15 protein-coding genes are annotated in these 24,846 nt (G+C 40.9%); 13 read left to right on the plus strand and 2 right to left on the minus strand.

Annotated features, from left to right (window positions below; genetic code table 11):
• Positions 1-60: 60 nt before the first annotated feature.
• Positions 61-2,010: a glycoside hydrolase family 97 protein gene (locus DXA54_RS08010; RefSeq protein WP_008648435.1), complete on the plus strand. Its 1,950-nt coding sequence runs from the start codon at positions 61-63 to the stop codon at positions 2,008-2,010.
• 217 nt (positions 2,011-2,227) lie between these two features.
• On the opposite strand, the gene DXA54_RS08015 is transcribed toward DXA54_RS08010, so the two are convergent.
• Positions 2,228-2,611 carry a DUF3037 domain-containing protein gene (locus DXA54_RS08015; protein ID WP_008648434.1) on the minus strand — a complete coding sequence of 128 codons (384 nt, stop codon included), beginning with the start codon at positions 2,609-2,611 and terminating at the stop codon, positions 2,228-2,230.
• The gene (locus DXA54_RS08020) at positions 2,601-3,371 is read right to left on the minus strand and encodes a HipA family kinase (RefSeq protein WP_008648433.1); all 771 of its coding nucleotides are present in this window, start codon (positions 3,369-3,371) and stop codon (positions 2,601-2,603) included. The genes DXA54_RS08015 and DXA54_RS08020 overlap by 11 nt, the downstream gene beginning before the upstream one ends.
• A gap of 152 nt (positions 3,372-3,523) precedes the next feature.
• On the opposite strand from DXA54_RS08020, the gene DXA54_RS08025 reads away from it, so the two are divergent.
• The 12 genes from DXA54_RS08025 to DXA54_RS08075 all read left to right on the plus strand — a co-directional run bounded on the left by DXA54_RS08025 (position 3,524) and on the right by DXA54_RS08075 (position 24,812).
• Positions 3,524-5,134, plus strand: a complete 1,611-nt coding sequence (locus DXA54_RS08025; protein WP_008648432.1) for a hypothetical protein — start codon at positions 3,524-3,526, stop codon at positions 5,132-5,134.
• A gap of 82 nt (positions 5,135-5,216) precedes the next feature.
• Positions 5,217-7,139, plus strand: a complete 1,923-nt coding sequence (locus DXA54_RS08030; protein WP_032852534.1) for a glycoside hydrolase family 127 protein — start codon at positions 5,217-5,219, stop codon at positions 7,137-7,139.
• A gap of 127 nt (positions 7,140-7,266) precedes the next feature.
• Positions 7,267-8,511, plus strand: a complete 1,245-nt coding sequence (locus DXA54_RS08035) for a serine hydrolase (protein ID WP_008648430.1) — start codon at positions 7,267-7,269, stop codon at positions 8,509-8,511.
• Positions 8,508-9,179 carry an alpha/beta fold hydrolase gene (locus DXA54_RS28500; RefSeq protein WP_008648428.1) on the plus strand — a complete coding sequence of 224 codons (672 nt, stop codon included), beginning with the start codon at positions 8,508-8,510 and terminating at the stop codon, positions 9,177-9,179. The genes DXA54_RS08035 and DXA54_RS28500 overlap by 4 nt, the downstream gene beginning before the upstream one ends.
• 321 nt (positions 9,180-9,500) lie before the next feature.
• The gene (locus DXA54_RS08040) at positions 9,501-12,335 is read left to right on the plus strand and encodes a two-component regulator propeller domain-containing protein (RefSeq protein ID WP_008648426.1); all 2,835 of its coding nucleotides are present in this window, start codon (positions 9,501-9,503) and stop codon (positions 12,333-12,335) included.
• 689 nt (positions 12,336-13,024) lie between these two features.
• Positions 13,025-13,540: an RNA polymerase sigma-70 factor gene (locus DXA54_RS08045; RefSeq protein ID WP_032852533.1), complete on the plus strand. Its 516-nt coding sequence runs from the start codon at positions 13,025-13,027 to the stop codon at positions 13,538-13,540.
• A gap of 69 nt (positions 13,541-13,609) precedes the next feature.
• Positions 13,610-16,897: a SusC/RagA family TonB-linked outer membrane protein gene (locus tag DXA54_RS08050; protein WP_032852532.1), complete on the plus strand. Its 3,288-nt coding sequence runs from the start codon at positions 13,610-13,612 to the stop codon at positions 16,895-16,897.
• Positions 16,898-16,909: 12 nt separating this feature from the next.
• Positions 16,910-18,634: a RagB/SusD family nutrient uptake outer membrane protein gene (locus DXA54_RS08055; protein WP_008648422.1), complete on the plus strand. Its 1,725-nt coding sequence runs from the start codon at positions 16,910-16,912 to the stop codon at positions 18,632-18,634.
• A gap of 37 nt (positions 18,635-18,671) precedes the next feature.
• Positions 18,672-20,222: an Ig-like domain-containing protein gene (locus tag DXA54_RS08060; protein ID WP_009040933.1), complete on the plus strand. Its 1,551-nt coding sequence runs from the start codon at positions 18,672-18,674 to the stop codon at positions 20,220-20,222.
• 35 nt (positions 20,223-20,257) lie between these two features.
• Positions 20,258-21,652, plus strand: a complete 1,395-nt coding sequence (locus tag DXA54_RS08065; protein ID WP_008648418.1) for an alginate lyase family protein — start codon at positions 20,258-20,260, stop codon at positions 21,650-21,652.
• A gap of 223 nt (positions 21,653-21,875) precedes the next feature.
• On the plus strand, positions 21,876-23,525 hold the full coding sequence (locus DXA54_RS08070) for a glycoside hydrolase 43 family protein (RefSeq protein WP_120079181.1): 1,650 nt from the start codon (positions 21,876-21,878) through the stop codon (positions 23,523-23,525).
• Between the two features lie 66 nt (positions 23,526-23,591).
• Complete coding sequence (locus DXA54_RS08075; protein WP_008648414.1) at positions 23,592-24,812, plus strand: glycoside hydrolase family 88 protein; 1,221 nt, start codon at positions 23,592-23,594, stop codon at positions 24,810-24,812.
• Positions 24,813-24,846: the final 34 nt, after the last annotated feature.

The following is a 24,846-nucleotide window of genomic DNA, read 5'->3' on the forward strand; positions in this document are numbered from 1 at the left end:
CAATAAACATTTGAGTATAATTTCTTTCTCGTTCGTATATAATAGGAAAGATGAATAAACATGAACGTAAATAGAATGAAGAAAAGAATTTTGCTTTTGTTGTTGGTGATACCGGCATTGATAAAAGCGCAAGATGTGATGACAGAAACCCGTCAGGAACTGACGTCTCCTGATGGAGCTTATCGTTTTACCTTTTATCAACGTGCGGTAGGAGAGGATAATGCACAAATGTATTATACCTTGACTTATAAAAATCGTCCGGTGATTGAAGAAAGTAAACTGGGTGTTCTGATTGAAAATCAGTTGTTTGAATCGGCGTTGGGTATACCGAATGATACTTGTCATTTTTGGTGTGAGAATCTGAAGTTGACGGGGACTGAACATCAAAAGACGGACGAGAGATGGAAGCCTGTATATGGCGAGCGTGCGGAGGTTCGTGATTGCTATAATGAGATGACCTTGAAGTTCAAGAAAGGAGAAGGAAAAGGTAATCGGGATGGTGGTTATGATAAGCGTAAAAACTACTTTATGAATATCATAGTCCGCGCCTATAATGAAGGAGTTACTTTCCGCTATCATTTTCCGGAAATGACAAACGGGCTTTTCTTGCATATCGTCGGTGAGCAGACTAGCTTCACAATGCCTGAAGGAACGATGGCGTATTATGAACGTTGGGCACAAGGGCCTTATGAACTCCGTCCGTTGGAAGGATGGGGCAAAGAGGAGAGTGAGCGTCCTTTGACATTGAAACTGCCTGATGGATTATCTGTAGCCTTGTTGGAAGCGGAAATGGTGGATTATGTTCGTGGTAAATTCCGTTTATCGGCAGAGAAACCTTCCACTTTGGAGACAAGCCTGTATAGTAGCGTCGATATTATTTCTCCTTACAGTACTCCGTGGCGTGTAATCATGGTTGGCGAACGTCCGGTCGATTTAATTAATAATAATGATCTTGTCTTGAATCTGAATCCGGCTTGCAAACTGGCTGATACTTCTTGGATCAAACCCGGGAAAGTATTCCGTTCGGGCGACTTGAAACAAGATAGAGTAAAAGCGGCCATTGATTTTGCGGCAGAACGCGGTATTCAGTATGTACACATGGATGCAGGCTGGTACGGACCGGAAATGAAAATGAGTTCGGACGCTACTACAGTTTCTTCTGATAAAGACCTTGATATACCTGCTTTGTGTAAATATGCCGAATCGAAAGGAATCGGACTTATGGTGTATGTCAATCAGCGTGCATTAGTGCAGCAGTTGGATACTCTGTTGCCTTTGTATAAAAAATGGGGATTGAAAGGTATCAAGTTCGGTTTTGTACAGATAGGTAATCAGCGTTGGAGTACTTGGCTGCATGATGCAGTTCGTAAATGTGGAGAATATGGTCTGATGGTAGATATTCATGACGAATATCGTCCGACAGGTTTCAGCCGTACTTATCCTAACCTGATGACGCAGGAAGGTATTCGTGGAAATGAAGAAATGCCGGATGCCACACACAATACGACTCTCCCTTTTACCCGCTATCTGGCAGGTGCAGGAGACTATACGCTTTGCTATTTCAATAACCGGGTGAAGAATACGAAAGCACATCAGTTGGCGATGGCAGCTGTGTATTACAGTCCTTTGCAATTTATGTTTTGGTATGACAGACCGGAATTCTACCAGGGAGAAGAAGAACTGGAATTTTGGAAAGCAATTCCGAGTGTATGGGATGACAGCCGCGCGTTAGATGGGGAGATTGGTGAATATATCGTTCAGGCACGTCGTTCGGGGAATGACTGGTTTGTAGGAGCAATGACGAATACGGAAGCCCGCACAATTACATTGACTACGGATTTTCTGGAATCAGGTAAGAAGTATATGCTTCACCTGTACGAAGATGATGACAAGCTGAATACACGAACGAAAGTACGCAGTACTCATAAGAAGATAAAAGCCGGAGATAAGCTTGTTTTGAAGCTAAAAGCAAGTGGCGGAGCCGCATTGCATTTCACTCCGCTTAAGTAGGCAAGTTTATGTTTCTTTTTAGGCACGGATAACGCAGATTACACTGTTGCTTTATGCAACCATCATTTCTAAAACCGTGAAATCCGTGTAATCCGTGCCTGAAAAATATAGTGAGGTATTATTTGCTATAATTAATCAACCACTTCACCATTTCCGGGTCGTAATGAGAGAAGAGGAGAGTTTTCTCATTCATTGAGTGGAAAGGTTATTCAAGGAATTAAAGAACTAATTCCTTGAACAACCTTTCTAAAGTATTATCTAAATCTGTAGAGAATCCCGGATGAGGACGGGATACTTGAATACAGGAGCTTTTTACCGCAGTCAGCCACCGGAAGCGGTCCGGAATGTCCATATTGGCAATAACTCCTCCTTCTTTATTTCCCTGACAAATCTTGTCGAAGACTTTCAGACCTTCTATCAGACAGTTGATGTCCAATTCGGAAGAGAACAGTTTCAATTTGTTTTCGTCTATTGTATAAAGGGATTTAAGATACTTGCACCGTTTGGAAAACAGTACAATACCTACATTAATAAATTCCTCACGTTCAACCCTGGGGACGAAACGGATGACTGCGTATTCATATAAGTGCCTATCTTGCATTTTGCGCTTCATTTACAAATGTTTCGGAATGGTTTATCCTTTCTTCTAAAAATTGAATATAAATATCTCTCAGGTCTTGCGGAGTTTCCTGCCCGTCCGTCCAGTTCAGCCAGTCATCGGGAACTGCATTGACTATTTCCCGGATTTTATCAGAAGTCAGCAGTTGCTTGAACTCAGCATCCACCTCTTCCAATTTATCGGCAAACGGCAACAGCACATGGTCTTTTATCTGCACGAACGGACTAAGCGCATGCTTTTGCCAAGTAGTCCATGAATGGTGAAAATAGAGGGAAGCCCCATGGTCAATCAACCACAGTTCCTTATGCCACATCAGCATATTTGTATTTTTGATAGTACGGTCTACATTGGTCAATAAGGCATCCAGCCACACAATTTGCGAGGCTGTCTTACTGTCCACTTTATGCACAACGGGGTCGAACGTTAATGCTCCCGACAGAAAATGCAGCCCCAGATTCAACCCGCGGCTCCATTGCAGTAAATCCTGTATTTCTTCGTCCGCTTCCGTCCGTCCGAAAGCCTCGTCCAGGTTCAGAAAAACAATCTCTGGTACTCTGAACCCCAACGTACGGGCAATTTCCCCGCCAATCAGTTCGGCAATCAGCGCTTTCGTCCCGTGTCCTGCCCCTCTGAACTTTACCACATACTTAAATTCATCGTCAGCTTCGGCCAAAGCCGGTAATGAGCCCCCTTCCCGCAGGGCAAGAATATATCTTGTGACATTTGCTGTACGTAAATCCATATAACTCCTTTCTTAATAGAGAATAAAGATACAACGTTTTTGTGAAATAGCCAGTGAAAGACTTCCGATAATAATAGTTTTTTTATATTTTTCGGTTGAGTATATGTAGTCATTACTGCGTATTATATGGGAGAATGATAAATGAATTAAACATGAAACTATTTCGGTTTTTTATATTTGTAATATTGGCTGTTAGTTTATTACCAAGTAGCATAGCTGCCGAATGGCAGTGGTCCGTGCAGATTTCGGGTATTGTTTCCAACGAGACGAATGACCATCCGCAGGCTTTTTTATGGATACCGTCTGATTGTGTCCAAATAAAAGGGGTTATGATAGGTACTCATAATATGACGGAAGAAACTCTGTTTGAGAACGCCTTGTTTCGGGAGAAAATGTCTGAAATAGGTCTGGCACTGATATGGATAACTCCGGGGTGGGATCAGAAATGGGACATAACTGCCGGAAGCCAAAAGGCATTTGAACAAATGTTGGATGACTTTGCTTCTGTTAGCGGATATAACGAATTGAAATATGCTCCGATTGTTCCGTTCGGACATTCGGCAATGGCTACCTATCCGTGGAACTTCGCTGCTTGGAATCCCGACCGCACATTAGCCATTATCTCTTTACATGGAGATGCGCCACGCACTAACCTTACCGGATATGGTCGTGACAATATGGAGTGGGGGAAACGTACGATTGACGGCATCCCTGGATTGATGATTGAAGGCGAATACGAATGGTGGGAAGACCGTGTAAATCCGGCTTTGGCATTCCGTATGATGTATCCTAAAAGTTGCGTCTCTTTCCTTTGCGACACAGGACGCGGGCATTTCGATATAGCCGACCGTACCGCTGGTTATATTGCGTTGTTCTTAAAGAAAGCACTGGAATATCGTATGCCCGCAACGTATGATTTGGATAAGCCTGTGGAATTGAAGAAGCTGAATCCGCAGAATGGCTGGCTTGCCGAAAGGTGGCATCCGAATCAGAAGAAACGTGCAAAAGCTGCTCCTTATAAAGAGTATAAAGGAGACTCGCACGATGCATTCTGGTATTTCGATAAGGAAATGGCTGAAATGACGGAAGAACGCTATCGCCGGGAAAGAGGTAAGAAACCACAATATTTAGGTTTTGTACAAAAGGGGCAATTACTCACATATAATCCCAAATCCCATGTGAAAGTTGCCGCCCGCTTCCTGCCGGAAAAAGACGGATTGACTTTTCATCTGAAAGCTGTATATACGGATAGCTTGCATACTGCAATTTCTGGCGAACATTCGCTCACTTCTCCTGAAATAACCCGTATCTGTGGTCCGGTTCAGAAAGTGAACGACACAACCTTTACTGTCCGTTTCTACCGTATGGGAATGTACAATAAGCGCCGTACGGGAGATATTTGTCTTCTAGCCAGCAATGATGGTGACAAGCACTATAAAAGCACTGTTCAGGAACTTAGTTTCCGGATTCCCTATCGCAATACGGAAGGTAAACGCCAGCATATTCTTTTTCCGGGTCTTGACGATGTGAAGAAAGGCACGGAAACTATCTCTTTACATGCAACTTCCGATTGCGGGCTACCCGTATATTACTACGTGAAAGAAGGGCCGGCAGAAATAGAGGGAAACAAGTTGGTATTTACTCGAATTCCCCCACGCAGTAAGTTCCCGTTGAAAGTGACTGTGGTGGCATGGCAATATGGATTGGCAGGAGAAGTACAGACTGCCGAACCGGTAGAACGGAGTTTTTTCATTTATCCATGAAATATTAAATTCGTATTTTTGCATTGAGTAATAGGCGGAGTCTATTCGTATCCAATAATAAATAAGGATATTAAAAATGATTATGAATAAGAAATCTTTAGTTGCAATCGCATTATTGGCAGTATCGGCTATATCGTCGGCTCAATCTGTGTACCCCGGACAGCACCAGGGGAAAATGAAAAAAGAGACAGTGGCTCCTGTTCGGGTAGAAAGTTTTGATTTGAAAGACGTCCGTTTATTACCGAGTCGCTTTCGTGACAATATGTTGCGGGATTCCGCATGGATGACCTCTATCGACGTAAGTCGCCTGTTGCATAGTTTCCGGACAAATGCCGGAGTCTTTGCCGGTCGTGAAGGCGGTTATATGACAGTGAAAAAACTCGGTGGTTGGGAATCCTTGGACTGTGAACTTCGCGGACATACTACCGGACATCTGCTTTCGGCTTACGCTTTGATGTATGCTGCTACCGGAAGTGAGATTTTCAAGCTGAAAGGGGATAGCCTTGTCAACGGGCTGACCGAAGTTCAGAACGCTTTGAAAGGCGGATATTTAAGTGCTTTTCCCGAAGAACTGATAAACCGAAATATCCGTGGAAAGAGTGTTTGGGCACCTTGGTACACCTTGCATAAGCTTTATTCCGGTCTGATAGACCAATATCTGTATGCAGATAATCAGCAGGCTTTGAAAACAGTGACTAAAATGGGCGACTGGGCTTATAACAAACTGAAGCCACTTAGTGAAGAAACCCGCAAACTCATGATACGCAATGAGTTTGGAGGTGTCAACGAATCATTCTACAATTTGTATGCTATCACAGGAGATGAACGTTACCGTTGGTTGGCCGAATATTTCTACCATAATGATGTAATTGACCCGTTGAAAGAACTTCGGGACGATTTGGGAACCAAACATACGAATACGTTTATCCCGAAAGTCATAGCCGAAGCGCGTAACTATGAACTGACAGAGAATGAGACTAGCAAAAAGCTCTCGGAATTCTTCTGGCATACCATGATTGACCACCATACTTTTGCTCCGGGATGCAGTAGTGATAAGGAGCATTTTTTCGACCCGAAGAAATTTTCTAAACACTTGACCGGCTATACCGGAGAAACCTGCTGTACTTATAATATGTTGAAACTTAGTCGTCATCTTTTCTGTTGGACGGGCGATTCATCTATTGCCGATTATTATGAAAGGGCACTATATAATCATATCCTGGGACAGCAAGATCCGGAAACAGGAATGGTTACTTATTTCTTACCCTTACTTTCGGGCTCACATAAACTGTATAGTACCAAAGAGAACTCTTTCTGGTGTTGTGTCGGCAGCGGATTCGAAAATCATGCTAAATATGGAGAAGCTATCTACTACCACAACAACCAGGGAATCTACGTAAATCTGTTTATTCCTTCCCAAGTCACCTGGAAAGAAAAAGGATTAACCCTTCTCCAGGAAACGGAATTTCCGAAAGAGGAAACGACCCGGTTTATTATTCGTGCCGAGAAACCGGTTCGTACTACTGTTTATCTAAGATATCCTTCATGGAGTAAAAAAGCGGAAGTTCTTGTGAACGGTAAAAAAGTAGCAGTAAAACAAAAGTCGGGTTCTTACATCGCTATCACCCGTGACTGGAAAGATAATGACCGTATCTCGGCTACTTACCCGATGCAGATTGAATTGGAAGCCACTCCCGATAATCCGAATAAAGTGGCTTTATTGTATGGCCCGTTAGTGCTTGCCGGAGAACGGGGTACGGAAGGTATGCAGGCTCCCGCACCTTTCTCTAATCCTGCTCTTTATAATGATTATTATACTTATAATTTCCATGTGCCTGCCGATTTGCGTACCTCATTGAAAGTAGATATGAAACATCCGGAACGTACTTTGCAGCGTACAGGAAAAGAACTGAAATTTACAACAGAACAAGGAGATGTGATTCGTCCGCTTTATGATTTACATCATCAGCGTTATGTGGTATATTGGGATTTGCAGTCGAAATAGAAAAATTTAAGAACGAATTACACGAATTACGCGGTTTTATAATTATAATTGCATCAAATATAATTGCATCAAACAACAGCGTAGTTCGTGTAATTTGTGTTTAATACGAAGTTAATAGATAACGAAAATGAAGGGAAGATTATTAATCATAATTTTTATAAGTATCTGTTTTATTGCAGGTTCCTGCAATGTATCATCCGTACAAGGGAGTCGTTATAACTTCTCTTCATTAGATTCTGTTATTCAAGGCTGGGTGAGTAAAGAGTACTATCCAGGTGCTTCTATCTGTGTAGTAAAGAATGATTCTGTCATTTTTCAGAAGAACTATGGTAGCTATACTCCTGATACAAAAGTATACGTAGCCTCTGCCGGAAAATGGGTGGCGGCTGCTGTTATCGGAGCGGTTGTGGATAGTACCAGTTTGGACTGGGATGACCCTGTGGAAAAGTGGTTGCCGGAATTTAAGGGAGATGCCAAAGGAAAAATCCTTTTGCGACAATTGTTATCTCATACTTCCGGAGTGCGTCCCTATCTTCCTGAACCGCGTGTAGATAATTACAATCATCTGGATTCCGCCATTATTGAGATATTGCCGTTAGATACGGTTTTTACTCCGGGAAGCCGGTTCCAATATGGAGGGCTTGCCATGCAGATTGCCGGAAGAATGGCGGAAGTGGCAATGGGGAAAGAGTTTGAAACTCTTTTTCAGGAATTATTAGCACAGCCATTAGAAATGAAAAATTCTCATTTTACTCCGATAAATACAGATGGCGGACATGCCCCGATGTTAGGTGGTGGTCTGTGTACTACCTTGAACGATTATATTCATTTCCTGTCTATGATTTATCACGAAGGAATATATCATGATAAGCGGATACTGACAACCGAGACTGTAAAGGAAATGCAGGCCGACCAAGTGAAAAATGCTGTTGTTTCTCCCGGAGAATATACGGAAAGAGCATTGGGACAGTCTCATAATGGCATTTACGGATTAGGTGAGTGGCGTGAACTGGTCGATAAAAAGACAGGAGAAGCCTATCAAATCAGTTCACCAGGATGGGCTGGCGCTTACCCGTGGATCAATAAACGGGAGAATGTTTATGGCTTCTTTATTGCTCATGTAGTCGGTGCTTCCAGTAAAGAAGATGGTTTCTCATCTTTTTATGGTAGTCCTGTAATTTCGAGAACTGTTTCAGAGATTGTAAAGGGACATCCGTTGGTTGTGAAACAAGGCTGCGTTGAAGTGGGCAACGGTTCTCTTTACTATGAGGAAGCCGGCACAGGTGCTCCCGTCATCCTTGTTCATGGTCATTCTTTGGATCATCGTATGTGGGATGAACAATTTTCCGTACTGGCAAAAAATATCGTGTGATCCGCTATGATTTGAGAGGATATGGCATTTCGTCTTCACAAACGGAAGACTATCAATTCACACACGCTGAAGATTTAGTTACTTTGATGGATTCTTTGCACATCAAGAAAGCGCATATCGTCGGACTTTCTTTGGGTGGGTTTATTACTGCTGATATGTTGGCGTATTTCCCTGACCGGATGTTATCTGCTTTTTTAGCCAGTGGAAACATTCGGAAATCGAAAGGCCCAAGTGAACCGATGACTCCGGAAGAAGCAAGAGTACGTGATAAGGAGATTGCTGCTTTGAAAGAGAAAGGGGTAGATGTGATGAAGAAAGAGTGGTTTGAAGGATTGATGAAATCCGGTGGAAGTCAGCGTGAACGAATGCGTGAGTCTCTATGGAAAATGATCGATGAGTGGGATGCGTGGCAACCTTTACACAAAGAAGTACGGGTGGTAGCTGGTTTGGATGCCATCGAGGAATTGAAAAAGAATCATCCCGATGTACCTGCTTTAATTGTTGAAGGTCATTCTTCCGGTAACCGATTCTCAAAAGAACCTCCCATTTTACAATATCTTCCCAATGGAAAACTGAAAGTAATTGACGATTGCGGACACATGCTGAATATGGAACGCCCGGAAGAATTTAATGCTGCATTGGAAGAATTTTTGAAAAGCGCTCAATAAAGAATAATATTGTAACTGATTAATATATTATAGAACAAGGCCTGCATTGTTTTTTTCCATGCAACGTTCAGAAGTGAGAAGAAACCGACAACTGTTATTGTGAATGGTAATAACTTCCCTGTTGTTTACAAAAACGCTCATGTGAAAGTGAAATATCAATAAATCTTCAATAGCATTGAGTAAATAATTTCTCCCCTTCGTATTTGTTTATCACATATAACAGATACGAAGGGGAGACTTTTTTTATAAGAAGGAATGTGCTCTTTTGGAGATTTTTATGTATGTTTGTCACATGTTTAATATGAAAGGAAACGGTTGTAAGTGAAGAACACGATTAAATATCTGATTCTTTTAATCATATACTTGGTTTGTGGTGTAAATCTGCAAGCCCAGAATTATACATTTCGTAATGTAGTCATGTCCGATGGACTGTCCGGGTTATTGGTGAATGCCATTTATAAAGACTCGGAAGGTTTTGTATGGCTAGGAACAGATAATTGCCTCGATCGTTTTGATGGTGTGAAAGTTCGACATTATGAATTTCGAGGCGTGGATTCCGGAAGAAAGAAACGGGTGAACTGCATCACGGAAACAGCCGACAATCAGCTTTGGGTAGGAAACGGTATCGGACTTTGGCGTCTGAATCGTGCGAACGGCCAGTTGGAGAGAATTGTTCCCGAAAAGATAGATTTTGCTGTAAATACCTTACTTCCGGATGGAGATATTCTCTATATCGGTACGGAGAAAGGGCTGTTCATCCAAAAGGACGGGCAATTGCTCCAAGTATTGACCGACCGGAATATGCTGGCTGCCTGTAATCGAATTATGGATCTCTGTCTGAATGAAGATAAAAGTGCGTTATGGCTGGCTACAGTGCAAGGTTTATTCTCTTATTCATTGAAAGATGGTAAGATTGATTCCTGGCATTTCCAGGAGAATGTTCCCGAGGCCGATTACTTCCGCTGCCTGACTCGTATTGGAGAAACCCTTTATCTAGGTACAATGAGCCAGGGAGTCGTTCGTTTCGATATAAACAAAAAGAGCTTTTCGCATACAGTATCTTTAGGCTGTGATGTCATTTCCGACATATCCAGTGATGGAAAGGAGACTGTATATATAGCAACAGATGGCAATGGCGTTCATTTCCTTTCGCATAAAGCCCAACAAGTGACACGTCGTTTTTGTCACGATGTAAGTGATAAAGAAGGTATTCGCAGTAATTCCATTTATTCACTATTGGTGGATGACAGAGGTGCTGTTTGGGTGGGGCACTTTCAGGCAGGTTTAGATTACTCACTTTATCAGAATGGTCTTTTCCAAACTTATGCTTATCCTCCTCTGTTTAACTCTGCCAATCTTTCCATTCGTTCTTATGTCAACAGAGGACACGAAAAGGTCATCGGTTCACGTGATGGTTTGTATTATATAAATGAAACTACCGGAGTCGTAAAGAGTTTTGTGAAACCTGTTTTGACTTCAGATTTGATATTGACAATTTGCTTTTATGAAGGCGAATATTATATCGGTACGTATGGCGGAGGTATGATGGTGTTGAATCCGGAGACGTTATCTCTAAAATATTTTGCCCAGGGAGGAGATGGAGATGCAGAGCTGTTTCAGAAAGGACATATCTTTTGTGTGCGACCGGATGAAAAAGAAAATCTCTGGATAGGCACTTCACAGGGATTGTTCTGTTATAATAGACAGGCAAAGCAGATCAAACACTTTACCAGCGCCAATTCCCAATTGCCGGAAGGTAACGTTTATGAAGTTAGTTTTGACTCTACCGGCAAAGGATGGATTGCCACGGAAACCGGTATGTGTATATATGATCCTGCTTCTCAAAGTTTACGATCGAATGTGTTCCCTGAAGGATTTGTGCATAGGGATAAGGTGCGTACCATTTATGAAGATACAGGACACAACCTTTATTTTATTCGTGAAAAGGGAAGTCTGTTTACCTCTACTTTAACGATGGATCGTTTTCGGAACCGTTCCGTCTTTTCTACGCTTCCTGACAATTCGCTGATGTCGATCGTGGAAGATAACCAAGGTTGGTTGTGGGTGGCTTGCAATGATGGATTGTTACGCATAAAGGAAGAAGGAGAAGAGTACGATGCCTTCACTTTCAATGATGGAGTACCGGGACCCACCTTTACGAATGGGGCTGCTTATAAAGATGAAAAAGGAATATTATGGTTCGGCAACACCAAAGGTTTGATTTATGTCGATCCGAAGCGCGTGGATGAAGTGCGTGGTAAAGTCCGTCCGATTGTGTTTACGGATATATTGGCTAATGGCATTTCTTTTACCAACCCGTCTTTAAAATATAATCAGAATAATCTGACTTTCTGCTTTACGGATTTTGCTTATGGTCTGCCTTCTGCTCTATTATACGAATATCAGTTGGAAGGAGTGGATAAAGACTGGAAACTATTGGCTGCGCAGAATGAGGTTTCCTATTATGGATTATCTTCCGGAACTTATACGTTCCGTGTGCGCCTTCCGGGAAATGAACAGTCGGAGGCTGTTTATCAAGTGACGGTGCGTCCTATGATACCTTGGTGGGGATGGGCACTTTCTGTTTTATTAGTTATAGGCATTATTGCTTTTATACGATATTATGTGTGGAATCGTATGCGCCGCCTGCTTACTTCTCCTGCATCGGCAATCTCCGTATCCGTAGAGAATACACAGCAGAAAGACCGAATGATAGAACAGGCGGAAGTGATTTCTGAAGAGTCTTCTATCGCTGCAACCGAAGAAAAGTATAAAACCAACAGGCTGACTGAAGAAGAATGTAAAGAACTCCATAAGAAACTGGTTGCTTATGTGGAGAAAGAAAAGCCATATATTAATCCTGATTTGAAAATGGGCGATCTGGCTTCTGCTTTGGATACTTCTTCGCATTCATTATCGTATCTTTTGAATCAATATCTCAATCAGTCTTATTATGATTTTATAAACGAATACCGCGTCACTCAATTCAAGAAAATGGTGGTAGATAGTCAATATTCCCGCTATACATTAACAGCACTGGCAGAACTTTGCGGCTTCAGTTCTCGCGCTTCTTTTTTCCGTTCATTCAAAAAGAGTACGGGAGTCACTCCGAATGAATATATTCGTAGTATAGGTGGAACAGCCAAAGAAGAGTAACTTTTCGACTTATTATCACTGAAATCTATTTTATACTCATATCCCTTTCACCCTTCACACCGCCCTATTCATCGGGGTTATAGGGTGAAGGACCTCCCTTCACCAAGTGATTTTCCTTTTACTAGTCTTTTTCTCGTAATCTATTAATAGATAAGTTCTTCTTCTCCCTATATAAACTTCTTTTGGTCCTATTGCAAAGTTGTTTTTTATAGGGAGTAATCTATAAACGCAAGCTTTGTTTTTATAAATGAAACTTGCGTTTATAAAAACAAAGCTTGCAATTATATAATTGAAGCTTTCATTTATAGTTTACCCTTAATCAAACATAACTTTGCAATAAGTGCAAAGCAAGTTTATCTTTAATGAAACGGAATTTATCTATTAATGTTCGTACTTCATTAATAGCTTTGATGTGACAATGAAACGATCAAATAATAAAATTGAAGAGGGGAAGAGGATGGGAGCAAACGAGCGTAAGTGGAGCAAAGATACGTTGATTTGAGTGATTTGAGTCTCATTTTATAAAGTGATACTCTCTTTTTTGTAAACGTAATATATTGATAATTAGAATTGTATGTTTAAATAAGTCTACCTAGATTCATTGAGATTGATCTGCTTTATTTTCTGGCTGTTATATCCCAAATCACCTCTATATTTGCATCGTGATCAAAACCGAAAAAGATAGTATTATGGAGACAATAGCTAACACTTCCGACAACATTATCACCCGTTCTTATGAAGAATATTATCAGGTGATTCTTACCTATATTACTTATCGTATCACTCATCGCTACGAAGCGGAGGATTTAACCCAGGATGTATTTGTACGTCTGCTGGACTACAAGCAAATGCTCCGTCCGGACACAGTGAAATATTTCTTGTTCACCATTGCCCGCAATATTGTAATCGACTATATCCGTCGTTATTATAAGAAACAGGAGATAGACAGCTACATCTATGATACTATGTCCGCTTCTACCAATGAAACCGAAGAAAAAATTATCGGTGATGATTTAATGACAATGGAACGGACCCGCTTGGCAGCTATGCCCGAACAACGTCGGTTAATTTATACATTGAACCGCTTCGAAAATAAAACGTCTCCGGAAATCGCAAATGAACTGAATTTAAGTTGCAGGACGGTGGAAAACCATTTGTTTCTGGGACGTCGTGAAATGCGCGAGTTTTTCCGGAATTGTATATAATCTTATTCATTAATAAATAACCCTTTGTGCTTATGGAAAAGGAGTCAGAATTTACAAAGAGGTACTTGTATGCCTCACCTTATTTTAGAGAACAAAAATTTAATACTATTTTTAAACCTCAAATTTAATTTTATGAATGATATCTTAAAATGTTCGCCGAAAAGATTTTTATTTTCAATGGTGGTTGCTTCTGCCTTATTGACAGGAATACCCCAGAAGACTTATGCAGAAGTTGACAGGTCACAATCTGTGATGCAGACTGTGACTGTGAAGGGAACTGTGTTGGATGCAAATAATGAACCAATAATTGGTGCTAGTGTGCTGATGAAAGGAACTACTAATGGTACAATCACGGATATAGATGGAAACTTTACACTTAGCAATGTCAATCCGGGGACTTTGGTTGTTTCTTATATTGGATATAAAACAAGAGAAATTAATGTGAATGGTAGCGCACCTGTGAAAATTACATTGCAGGAAGATTCTGAAGTGTTGGATGAAGTGGTGGTTGTAGGCTATGGTACCCAAAAAAAATCTTCATTAACAGGTGCTGTTACGGTTGTAGGAGCTAAAATGCTTCAGGAAAAAGGAGGACTGTCTAGTCCATTGGAAGCTTTACAGGGGCAGGTGCCAGGTGTCATGATTACTCGTAGTTCCTCTGCTCCGGGAGATGAGAGTTGGGGATTGAGTTTGCGCGGTTCAGTGTCTGTGAATAGTACAGAACCATTAATTATCATTGATGGTGTGGCGTATGAGAGTGTGAACGAACTTCGGCTGTTGAATCCCAATGATATTGAATCAATGAACTTTTTGAAAGACGGTGCGGCTGCAATCTATGGTTCACGCGCTGCCGGTGGTGTTGTTTTAATTACTACAAAGAAAGGTGCTGAAGGTAAAGTAAAGGTAGAGTATAGTGGTAGTGCTACTTTGAAGACTGTTGGTTTGATGGCCTCTGCTATGAATATCGACCAATGGGCAGATGGTGTAATGACAGCATTGACTAATGATAAAAAGACATCTGACGTATGGTATACTTATGCCGAATTAGCGAAGAAATATAAAGGTTCTTATCTTGATATGCGTTACAGTCCTAATCCATTCGGTTCGACCAATTTTACTGATGTCGCTGATTTTGTATTTACGGATGATGTAAATTGGCTGGATACGCTTTTTGGCGATACATGGAGTACAGAACATAGTTTAAGTGTTTCCGGTGGTTCGGAGAAATCATCTTATCGTATTTCCATGAGTTATCTTTATGATGGTTCTACCTTACAATTTGGTAATAACAACAACCAGCGTTATAACTTTCGTATGAACAATACGTATAAGTTTACTAAGAACCTGAAATTAGATTCTTCTATTTCGTATAATCGTCAGGAACAAGTTGCGCCAACGCAGATTGAATCAGCTTTGTCTGCCACTTTACCTATGCCCGGTCTTCCTTTTGAATCATTGAATGGAAAACCATATGCTTGGGGAACATGGGGATCTCCTGCAGCTGTTGTACGTGATGGAGGCGACAATAAACTCTCTGTTTCTGCTATTTCATTAAGCGAAACTTTGAATTATCAGATTTTTGATTGGCTGTCAGCTAATGCCAATGTAGGATATAGTACAAGTACGGCAGCTCGTAATAAAACAACAAACGCTGTTACTTTTTATAATTATATGGGTGATGTAGAAGTACGGACAGACCCAAGCCAGGCAAACTCAACTTATACACAGACAAGTTCACGAATGGATTTTTACTCTGTCTCCGGATATTTGGCGGCTAATAAGACATTTGCTCAAAAACATAAGCTGAATTTGACGTTGGGCGCGCAGTATGAATTTAAAGAATACACTTATTTCGGTGTAATGGTTAAAGATATTCAGAACGGTATGGAAATAGTAAACGGTTCGGGGGATGTGACTCTGACTGGTGATGAGAAGAAGTATCAGAATGCAAACCTCTCTTATTTCGGACGTTTCAACTATGATTATGATGGACGTTATTTGTTGGAATTGAATGGACGTTATGACGGTTCTTCTAAATTCTTACCTGAAAACCGTTGGGATTTCTTTTATGGTGTTTCACTTGGATGGCGTATAAAAGAAGAATCTTTCTTGCAGAAAGTCGATTGGTTAAGTGATTTGAAATTACGTCTTTCCTATGCCGAAGTGGGTAATCAGAGTGGTATTGGAAATTATGATGGGGTACAGCTCTATAATCTGGTTGCGGCTGGAGATGATGGTGCATATATTGGTTCCAATAAGCTTTCTTATATTAAAACAAATGGAACTCTGGCCTCCACTACACGTAGTTGGGAACGTATTAAGAATTATAATATAGGTGTTGACTTTGGCTTTTTAAATGGAACTCTAACCGGTTCTGTTGAAGCGTTTATGAAGCATAATAATAATATGTTAGTGAATGTTACTTTTCCGGGGACGTTAGGTGATTCTGCTCCGAAAGCTAATGCCGGAAAGTTTGAAGGTTGGGGATATGAAGGTCAGCTTAATTATCGTAACCGGATTGGAGACGTAAATTATCATGTAGGTGGTACTTTTACTTTTGCCCGTAATGAATTAGTCGACTATGGTGGTACAACTGTGTTGAAATCAGGATATGTACAAACACAGCAAGGCTATCCACTAAATTCAATTTTCGGTCTGCGTTACGGAGGTAAAATTCAAAACGAGGAACAGCTGGCTGCTTACAAGACTAAGTATTATAATAATAATGGTATTGGTATGCCATCTAACTTGCGTGTAGGTGACAATATGTATTGCGATGAGAATGGAGATGGTGTGTTGGATGAAAAAGATTATATCTATTTGGGTAGTGATACTCCTGAAATATCTTATTCTTTCAACTTTGGCGCAGATTATAAAGGATTTGATATAAATGTCGTTTTTCAAGGAGCTGCCAATCGATTTGTTTATCGTCCGATTGATAACTGGACTGTTCCATTCCGTAGTAATTATACCAATACAAGCACTGCTTCTCTTGGTAACACATGGAGTCAAAATAACCGGGATGCTTACTACGCTCCATATACTAATGAAAGTAATATCAATAATTATAATTATCAGGCATCTTCTTTGACAGCGCAAGATGGCCGTTACCTTCGTTTGAAGAATGTGACAATCGGTTATACGTTTCCTGCCAAGCTTTTGAATAAAACAAAAGCGATTTCAGGTGCCCGTATATATGTGACAGGAGCAGATTTATGGGAGACCACCAAAATTAAAGATGGATGGGATCCGGAAGCATCGGCTCGAGATACCAATAATACTACTCAAGCTGCTAAGGGAGTGAAACGTTATCCGTTTACTCGTAACTTTACCATTGGAGCTAATTTAACCTTTTAAATAATTGATAATATGAAACTAAAGCAATATATAAAAGCTGCATGTCTTTTTTCCTTCATGGCGGTAACAACTTCCTGCATGAATTTAGAACCATTGTCGGATTTGGGTGATAATCTGGTGTGGAACAATGCTACCAATTTCCAGTTATTTGCCAATCAATTTTATAGTTGGCCTCATGACTTCAACCGTGCTGTATCAGACGAGCCTCATAGTGATTTTCGTTCAGATTTAGTGGCGGGTTCATCTATGAATGTGTATAGCCAGGGTACAAATGCTATTCCTGCTACAGATGCTAATTACACTAGACTATATAAACGTATCTATTATACTAACCTGTTGTTGAAGAATGCTGAAAGTTTTGCTGTACCTGCAGATATTGCAGTGCCTGTTGCTGAAGCAAAATTCTTCCGTGCATATAGTCATTTTGAGTTGGTGCAGCTTTATGGAGACGCCATCGTTCTTACACAACCTTTAGACTTGGACTCTGAAATATTGTATGGGAAGCGTAATGATCGCGGTGAAGTGATAGATCAGGTAATTAAAGATTTGAAGGAGGCAGCCGGCAGTTTACCCGAAACGTCTTCCGAAGCCGGACGATTGAATAAATATATCGCTTATGCCATGTTGTCACGGGTAGCATTATATGAAGGTACCTGGCAAAAATTTCATACAAATGGAAAAGATGCTACTTCAAATACTACTCGCAGCACGGAACTGTTGACTATTGCCAGGGATGCAGCTAATGAGGTTATTAAAGGTGGTAAATATAAAATCTTCTATAATGAAAAATTAGCGAATGAGAGTTATCGTTATATGTTTACGTTAGAAGATGGAGCACAATGCAATCCGGCCAACCTTTCAAAGAGTGATAATACAGAATATATCTTTGTGAAACGTCATCGTAATGGAGATAAAACAGCATGGAATCTGACTCACGGTATGGTGGCAAATGCTTGTTATGTGACTCGTAAGTTGGCGAATATGTACCTTTGTTCTGACGGGTTGCCTATAGGGAAATCATCCAAGTTTCAACAATATGCCGGAGTAACTGATGAATTCCAAAATAGAGATAACCGTATGGGAAATAATATGCTGTATCATGGACAACAGTATTGGAATAACGATGGAAAATGGCGTACAACCTGGACAGATGCAGATTTGACAAGTAGCCTGACCGCTAATGTACGTTCTGGTAGTGGCTATCAAAATCGTAAGTGGGGCACAGAACGTCAGTTGGAAGATTATTACGAATCTTATGACTTTCCAGTTATTCGTTATGCAGAAGTGTTGCTGAATTATGCCGAAGCTGTTTATGAACTAAATGGTACTATAACGGATCCGGAATTAGATTATTCTTTAAATCTGGTTCGTCTTCGTGTCAATCCGGATATGCCAAAATTGAGTAGCAAATTGGTTTCGGCAAACAATCTTTCAATGCGTGAAGAAATCCGTAGGGAGCGTACTGTTGAACTTGTACTGGAAGGTTTTCGCATTGATGATCTGAAACGTTGGGCTACTGCACCAGTTGAGATGCCGCAAGATCAGCTTGGAGTGCAAGTTACAGGGACTTGGTTTGAAACCAACTGGACTGATCATAAACGTTCGCTTAGTAGTGACGGCTGCCTTATACTCTATAGTGATCGTACCTGGAATGATAAACTTTATCTTTATCCGCTACCTTCTGACCAGTTGCAGTTGAATCCACAATTGGAACAGAATCCGGGATGGAAAAACTAAGATGTATTATTGTAATAATGAATAAAAGAAAAAACGTATGAAACAGATATTAAAATATGGGTTAGGTTGTCTGTTTATGACAGCGGTCGTTTCCACATTTCTGTCATGTGATGATAATGATGAGGTATCCCCACTATCTAAAGCGATTTATCCTAAATCGGTAGAAATGATTATTTCAGAAGATTTACAACAACTTATTTATGTGGATGACACGAAAGTGAAAGTCTTGCCCTTAGTAAAAGGAGAGAAAATAGAGTTGGGCTATAATATAACTCCTGATGATGTTACTTATAAAGAGGTAAATTGGACTTCCAGTAATGCAAACGTAGCTACAGTAGATGCTAATGGAACAGTAAATGCTATTAGTGGTGACGGTACAGGTGTAGCGGTGATTCAAGTTGCCCCCAGTGTTTATTATTCGGGTAGCGATGTGGCTAGTGCTTTGAAAGTGTTGGTTGTGAATTCACTGATTAGTGCGGAGAGTATTACGATTACTTCAAGTGCAGATAATGTATATGCAGGAGAAACTGTACAGTTGACAGCTGGGATTTTACCATCTGACGCGACTTATAAAACTGTGAAGTGGTCAAGTTCTGACGAAACTGTTGCTACAGTAGATAAGAATGGAGTTGTTACAGGTTTGGACAGCGGTAAAGGTGCGGCTGTGCCCGTTACTATTACTGCAACTTCTTTAGATGGCGCAAATGTGATCGCAACTAAAGAAATTATCGTGAACTCAATTGTACAACCGGAGGAGGTAGCTATTGACCAAAATTACTCATCGACTAATGGCTATGAATTTGCTATTGCAGAAAAGAGCGTTGCTTTGAACTTTACAACAGTGCCGGAAAATTGTACCAAGTCATTGATAGAGTGGACATCAAGTGATGAAACTATTGCTACGGTGAAGGCAGGTGTTGTTACTTTCAATGCGAATGGGGTGTTTGGCAAGGTTACTATAACTGCCACCTGTCCGGAAACAGGTAATTCTTCGTCTATAGAGTTGAATTTGGCAGAAGGATTAATACGGGAGCTTTTCCGTAATGAGAATTATACATGGGCTAATGCTTCAAATGCGGAATCACATACATGGAATAAAGATGGAGGCTATATAACGATCAATACAAAATTAACCGGTGGTAAATGCCGTGGAGATTTGATTTGTAAGAGTACAACCTCTTGGTTACATTCTGGCAATTATCCTATTTTCGCAGTTCGCATGGATGATGTGAAAGATTATGAGGGAGTAACTGCACGTAATATAACTCTTGACGCATCCGGGATGTGTGATGGTACTAAATATTCCGGTGGTCTAGACGGAAATAACAATAAATGGCTGAATGATTATAAATGTAGCGATGGAAGTCATGTGCTTATTTATGATATGGCCAGTCAGAAATGGGGTACAGGTGGTTTACTCCCGGCAACTGCTGTTGCATCGTTTACAACTCTTCAATTCAAATATGCTGATATTGTATCGTCTACAGCTGTAAGTTATAATGTTTACTGGGTTCAGACGTTCAAAACATTACAGGATGTGCAAGCATATATTAAGTCAGAAGGGCTGACTTATGAAGTGATAAAATAATAGAATAATAAATTAAGGCTCAAAATAGATTCTTTATGAATAAAAATACAATTAAGATAATGGGTTTCGCACTGCTGATAGCAGTGCAGACCTCCTGCCGTGAGAATGAATTCGGAGTAGTGGATTTGACACTTCCGGAAGGAGTATATGTTCCGGTAGAAGCTGAATATACTTACAATCATCCTTGTGCGATGTTTAATCAGGCAGATTTTGATAGGGTAAAGAAAATGCTGAATGATGGGACTGCACCTCAAAAAGTAAAGGATGAGTTTGAAAATCTGAAAAACTCCAGTTATGTATCAGCTTCTTCCTATACTCCGCAACCACAGACAAAGATTGTTCGTGGTGATGTAACTGGAACGGGATTTAGTAGTGAAAACTACAGCTATGCTATGGAGGATGCTGCAGCTGCTTATCAGATGGCGCTTTTATGGAAACTTACCGGTACTGAACAGTATGCAAAGAATGTGGTTAACATTTTGAATCAATGGGCTGCAACCTGTACGGAAGTGACTTCAAATGATGCTAATCATAAATTAGCGGCAGGTGCGCAAGGATATACTTTTGCTAATGCGGCAGAAATAATGCAAACCTATGATGGTTGGACAGAAGCAGATAAAACTACTTTTAAAACGTGGATGGTGAAAGTATTCGCTTCTAAAAATAAAGATTTTCTGGATAATCATCAAGGTAGTAACAATTGTGCTTTACATTACTGGTCGAATTGGGATTTAGTTAATATGTGCTCCTATTTGTCTATTGGTATTTTAACTGAAGATGATGATATGGTTAACTATATTGTGAACTACTTTTATAATGGTGTTGGCAATGGAGCTCTTAATAATTTAATCCAGGGTACTCATGTTGATCCACTGTCTGGTGAAGAGATATGTCAGAATCAGGAAAGCGGACGCGACCAGGGGCATGCTCAAATGTCGGCAGCCGTAACAGCTAATCTTTGTCAGATAGCTTATACATTCTATCAGGATAATAAAGACATTTCCCGACTAGATTTCTTCGCGGCTAATAATAACGCAGTTATGAAAATGGGTGAATATGTAGCACTTAGCAATGCAACGGATGGAGTGAAAAATGACAATTCGGATGGTACATGGCTGATTGATATAACAAAAATACCTTTTAAAGAGTATCAGTACTGTACAAATTGTACATGTAAAGATAAAAATCACGGACAAGATCATAAGGTAGTATCTGACGATGGTCGTGGGGAAGTTCGTCCCGGATGGGAAATTTTCTATACTCACTATGCAAAGATTAAGGGATTGAGCAGTGGTTATAAGTATGCTCAAATACTGGCGGATAAAATGCGTCCTGAAGGTGGGGCAGGAGAGACTGCTAATCGCTACGGTTCTAATAGTGGCGCTTTTGACCAATTGGGCTGGGCTACGTTAATGTTATATCGTGAATAAAATGGGTATGAGTTTTTAGATAAATAGAAAAAAGTTGGAAAGGGATTAGGTATTTACCTAATCCCTTTCGTATATATAAGTAAATAGGTCAGTAAATAGATTGTTTTGAAATCAGAGATGATAGGATTCAGTTTTAAAAGTGATTGGTTTTTATATAAGGTAGAAAGAACCTGTTTTTAGGAATAACGAATCTAGTTTTGAATGAAATTGATTAGTAAGGTATATGCGTAAAAAGATTCTGTTTTTAGCAGGAATGATGGCTTGCAGTTCATTGGCAGGCGCACAAGAAATTTCTAAGACCTGGGTGGCTGATAAGGGGAATGGAACTTATCAGAACCCAGTTCTTCATGCTGACTATTCAGACCCGGATATCTGTGCGGCCGGAGATGATTTCTATATGACAGCATCCAGCTTTAATTGTATTCCCGGAATTCCTATTCTTCATTCCAATGATTTGGTTAATTGGTCGTTAGTAAACTATGCGTTACCGGTTCAGGAGCCGGAACCTTTCTTCGATAAGGCACAGCATGGTAAAGGCGTATGGGCACCGGCTATTCGTTTTCATAACGGAGAATTTTATATTTACTGGGGGGATCCGGATTATGGAATTTATATGATTAAAACCAAAGACCCGAAAGGAAAATGGAGCAAACCTGTATTGGTAAAAGCAGGGAAAGGAATGATTGATGCAACTCCTTTGTGGGATGAAGACGGAAAAGTATATTTGATACATGCTTATGCCGGAAGTCGTAGTGGGGTGAACAGTATCCTCGTCATTTGCGAACTGAATGCGGAAGGAACAGAAGTTATTTCCGATCCGGTGATGGTGTTCGACGGAAATGATGGAAAGAATCATACCGTAGAAGGACCGAAGCTCTATAAACGCAACGGATACTATTATATTTTTGCTCCGGCAGGAGGGGTAGCAACCGGTTGGCAATTGGTGCTTCGCTCAAAGAACATCTATGGCCCTTACGAATCGAAAATCGTGATGGCACAAGGAAAGACAACGATAAACGGCCCCCATCAGGGCGGCTGGGTAGACACCAACACAGGAGAATCCTGGTTCGTCCATTTTCAAGATAAAGGCGCTTACGGACGTGTGATCCATCTGAATCCGATGATGTGGGTAAATGACTGGCCTGTAATCGGAGTGGACAAGGATAAAGACGGTTGCGGTGAACCTGTAACGACTTATAAGAAACCGAATGTGGGAAAGACCTATCCGATTGCTACTCCGCCGGAGAGTGACGAATTCAATACCCGGTATTTGGGATTACAATGGCAATGGCATGCCAATAAAAAAGACACCTACGGGTTTACTACCGATTTGGGATTTATCCGTCTTTATACAGGCAGTCTGTCGAAAGAGTTTGTGAACTTCTGGGAAGTTCCTAATCTGTTGATGCAAAAGTTCCCGGCTGAAGAATTTACAGCTACGACCAAGCTGACATTTACTGCCAAGCAGGATGGAGAACAAACCGGAATTATTGTGATGGGATGGGATTATAGTTATCTTTCTATTCGCAAGGCGGGCGATCAGTTTATTCTGCAACAGGCAGTTTGTAAGGATGCGGAACAGCAAAATCCTGAACAGATAAAAGAATTGGCAAACATTCCGGTAAAATATTTGAAGATGCCGGGAGTAGCAGATAATGAATGGCAAACTGTTTACTTGCAAGTAAAGGTTCGTAAAGGAGCCGTTTGTACATTTGCTTATAGTCTGGACGGGAAGAAATATACGACAGTAGGAGAGTCTTTCACAGCCCGTCAGGGCAAATGGATTGGAGCCAAAGTCGGACTATTCTGTGTGACTCCGAATGAAGGCAATCGGGGATGGGCAGATGTCGATTGGTTTCGGATGAATAAGTAATTGACCAATCAATAATTGACAAAGAGAAATAAAGATTAAGAATTAACTCGAAGATATCAGATTAAGATGAAAAAGATTGTAGTAGGTTTGGCTGTGATGTTAGGTTTCTGTACGTGTGTTCATCAGCCGTCCGGTACATTGGATGTGAATAAGGCATTGGACTATTGTGCAGAGCAGACACAACGTACGCTTGCGGAACTGAAAACAGACTCCGGCATCGACTATACAATGATGCCACGTAATATCATGACTGACGAACATCATTGGAATTGTCGGAAAGCGACGAAGGAAGAATGGTGTGCCGGTTTCTGGCCCGGAGTATTGTGGTATGATTACGAATATACGAAAGATAAACAGATTCAGAAAGAAGCGGAGAAGTTCACGAACTCACTGGAATTCCTTTCCAAGACTCCGGCTTTCGACCATGATTTGGGCTTCCTCGTGTTCTGTAGCTACGGAAATGGTTACCGCCTGACCAAGAATCCGGCTTACAAACAAGTGATTCTTGATACAGCCGATACGTTGGCTACTCTGTTCAATCCTATCGTAGGAACCATCCTTTCATGGCCTCGTGAAGTGGAACCCCGCAACTGGCCGCACAATACCATCATGGATAACATGATTAACCTCGAAATGCTTTTCTGGGCAGCGAAGAATGGTGGAAATCCTTATTTATATGATATTGCCGTTTCTCATGCCGATAAAACGATGAAATGCCAGTTCCGTCCCGACTATACATCTTACCATGTAGCGGTATACGACACCATTACAGGTAATCTGATAAAAGGAGTAACCCACCAAGGTTATGCTGACAGTACCATGTGGGCGCGTGGTCAGGCATGGGCAATCTATGGATACACGGTAGTTTATCGTGAGACGAAAGATCCTAAGTATCTTGATTTCGCACAGAAAGTGACAGATGTTTACCTCGAACGCCTGCCGGAAGATAAAGTTCCTTATTGGGATTTCAGTGCACCGGGAATACCGGATGCTCCCCGTGACGCTTCTGCTGCGGCAGTGGTGGCCTCTGCTTTGCTTGAACTATCCACTTACCTCCCGAATGGAACCGGAAAACGTTATAAAGATGCAGCTATCGAAATGCTGGCAAGCCTGAACTCTGACAGTTATCAGAGTGGCAAGAGCAAACCGTCTTTCCTGCTTCATAGTGTAGGGCATTGGCCGGCTCATTCAGAGATAGATGCCTCTATTATTTATGCAGATTATTATTATATCGAAGCCTTGTTGAGGCTGAAACGTCTGCAAGAAGGACACGGAGTATTGGGATAACAGTATTACCGGGCTTATGAATACGGTAATATCA

Source organism: Bacteroides sp. OF03-11BH (genome assembly GCF_003604005.1).
GTDB classification, from domain to species: Bacteria; Bacteroidota; Bacteroidia; order Bacteroidales; family Bacteroidaceae; genus Bacteroides; species Bacteroides ovatus.

Excerpts from the sequence above, each read along its gene's own strand:
- DXA54_RS08010 (WP_008648435.1), top strand. The coding sequence starts at position 61 with ATGAACGTAAATAGAATGAAGAAAAGAATTTTGCTTTTGTTGTTGGTG.
- DXA54_RS08015 (WP_008648434.1), bottom strand. The coding sequence starts at position 2,611 with ATGCAAGATAGGCACTTATATGAATACGCAGTCATCCGTTTCGTCCCC.
- DXA54_RS08020 (WP_008648433.1), bottom strand. The coding sequence starts at position 3,371 with ATGGATTTACGTACAGCAAATGTCACAAGATATATTCTTGCCCTGCGG.
- DXA54_RS08025 (WP_008648432.1), top strand. The coding sequence starts at position 3,524 with ATGAAACTATTTCGGTTTTTTATATTTGTAATATTGGCTGTTAGTTTA.
- DXA54_RS08030 (WP_032852534.1), top strand. The coding sequence starts at position 5,217 with ATGAATAAGAAATCTTTAGTTGCAATCGCATTATTGGCAGTATCGGCT.
- DXA54_RS08035 (WP_008648430.1), top strand. The coding sequence starts at position 7,267 with ATGAAGGGAAGATTATTAATCATAATTTTTATAAGTATCTGTTTTATT.
- DXA54_RS08045 (WP_032852533.1), top strand. The coding sequence starts at position 13,025 with ATGGAGACAATAGCTAACACTTCCGACAACATTATCACCCGTTCTTAT.
- DXA54_RS08050 (WP_032852532.1), top strand. The coding sequence starts at position 13,610 with ATGCCTCACCTTATTTTAGAGAACAAAAATTTAATACTATTTTTAAAC.
- DXA54_RS08055 (WP_008648422.1), top strand. The coding sequence starts at position 16,910 with ATGAAACTAAAGCAATATATAAAAGCTGCATGTCTTTTTTCCTTCATG.
- DXA54_RS08060 (WP_009040933.1), top strand. The coding sequence starts at position 18,672 with ATGAAACAGATATTAAAATATGGGTTAGGTTGTCTGTTTATGACAGCG.
- DXA54_RS08065 (WP_008648418.1), top strand. The coding sequence starts at position 20,258 with ATGAATAAAAATACAATTAAGATAATGGGTTTCGCACTGCTGATAGCA.
- DXA54_RS08070 (WP_120079181.1), top strand. The coding sequence starts at position 21,876 with ATGCGTAAAAAGATTCTGTTTTTAGCAGGAATGATGGCTTGCAGTTCA.
- DXA54_RS08075 (WP_008648414.1), top strand. The coding sequence starts at position 23,592 with ATGAAAAAGATTGTAGTAGGTTTGGCTGTGATGTTAGGTTTCTGTACG.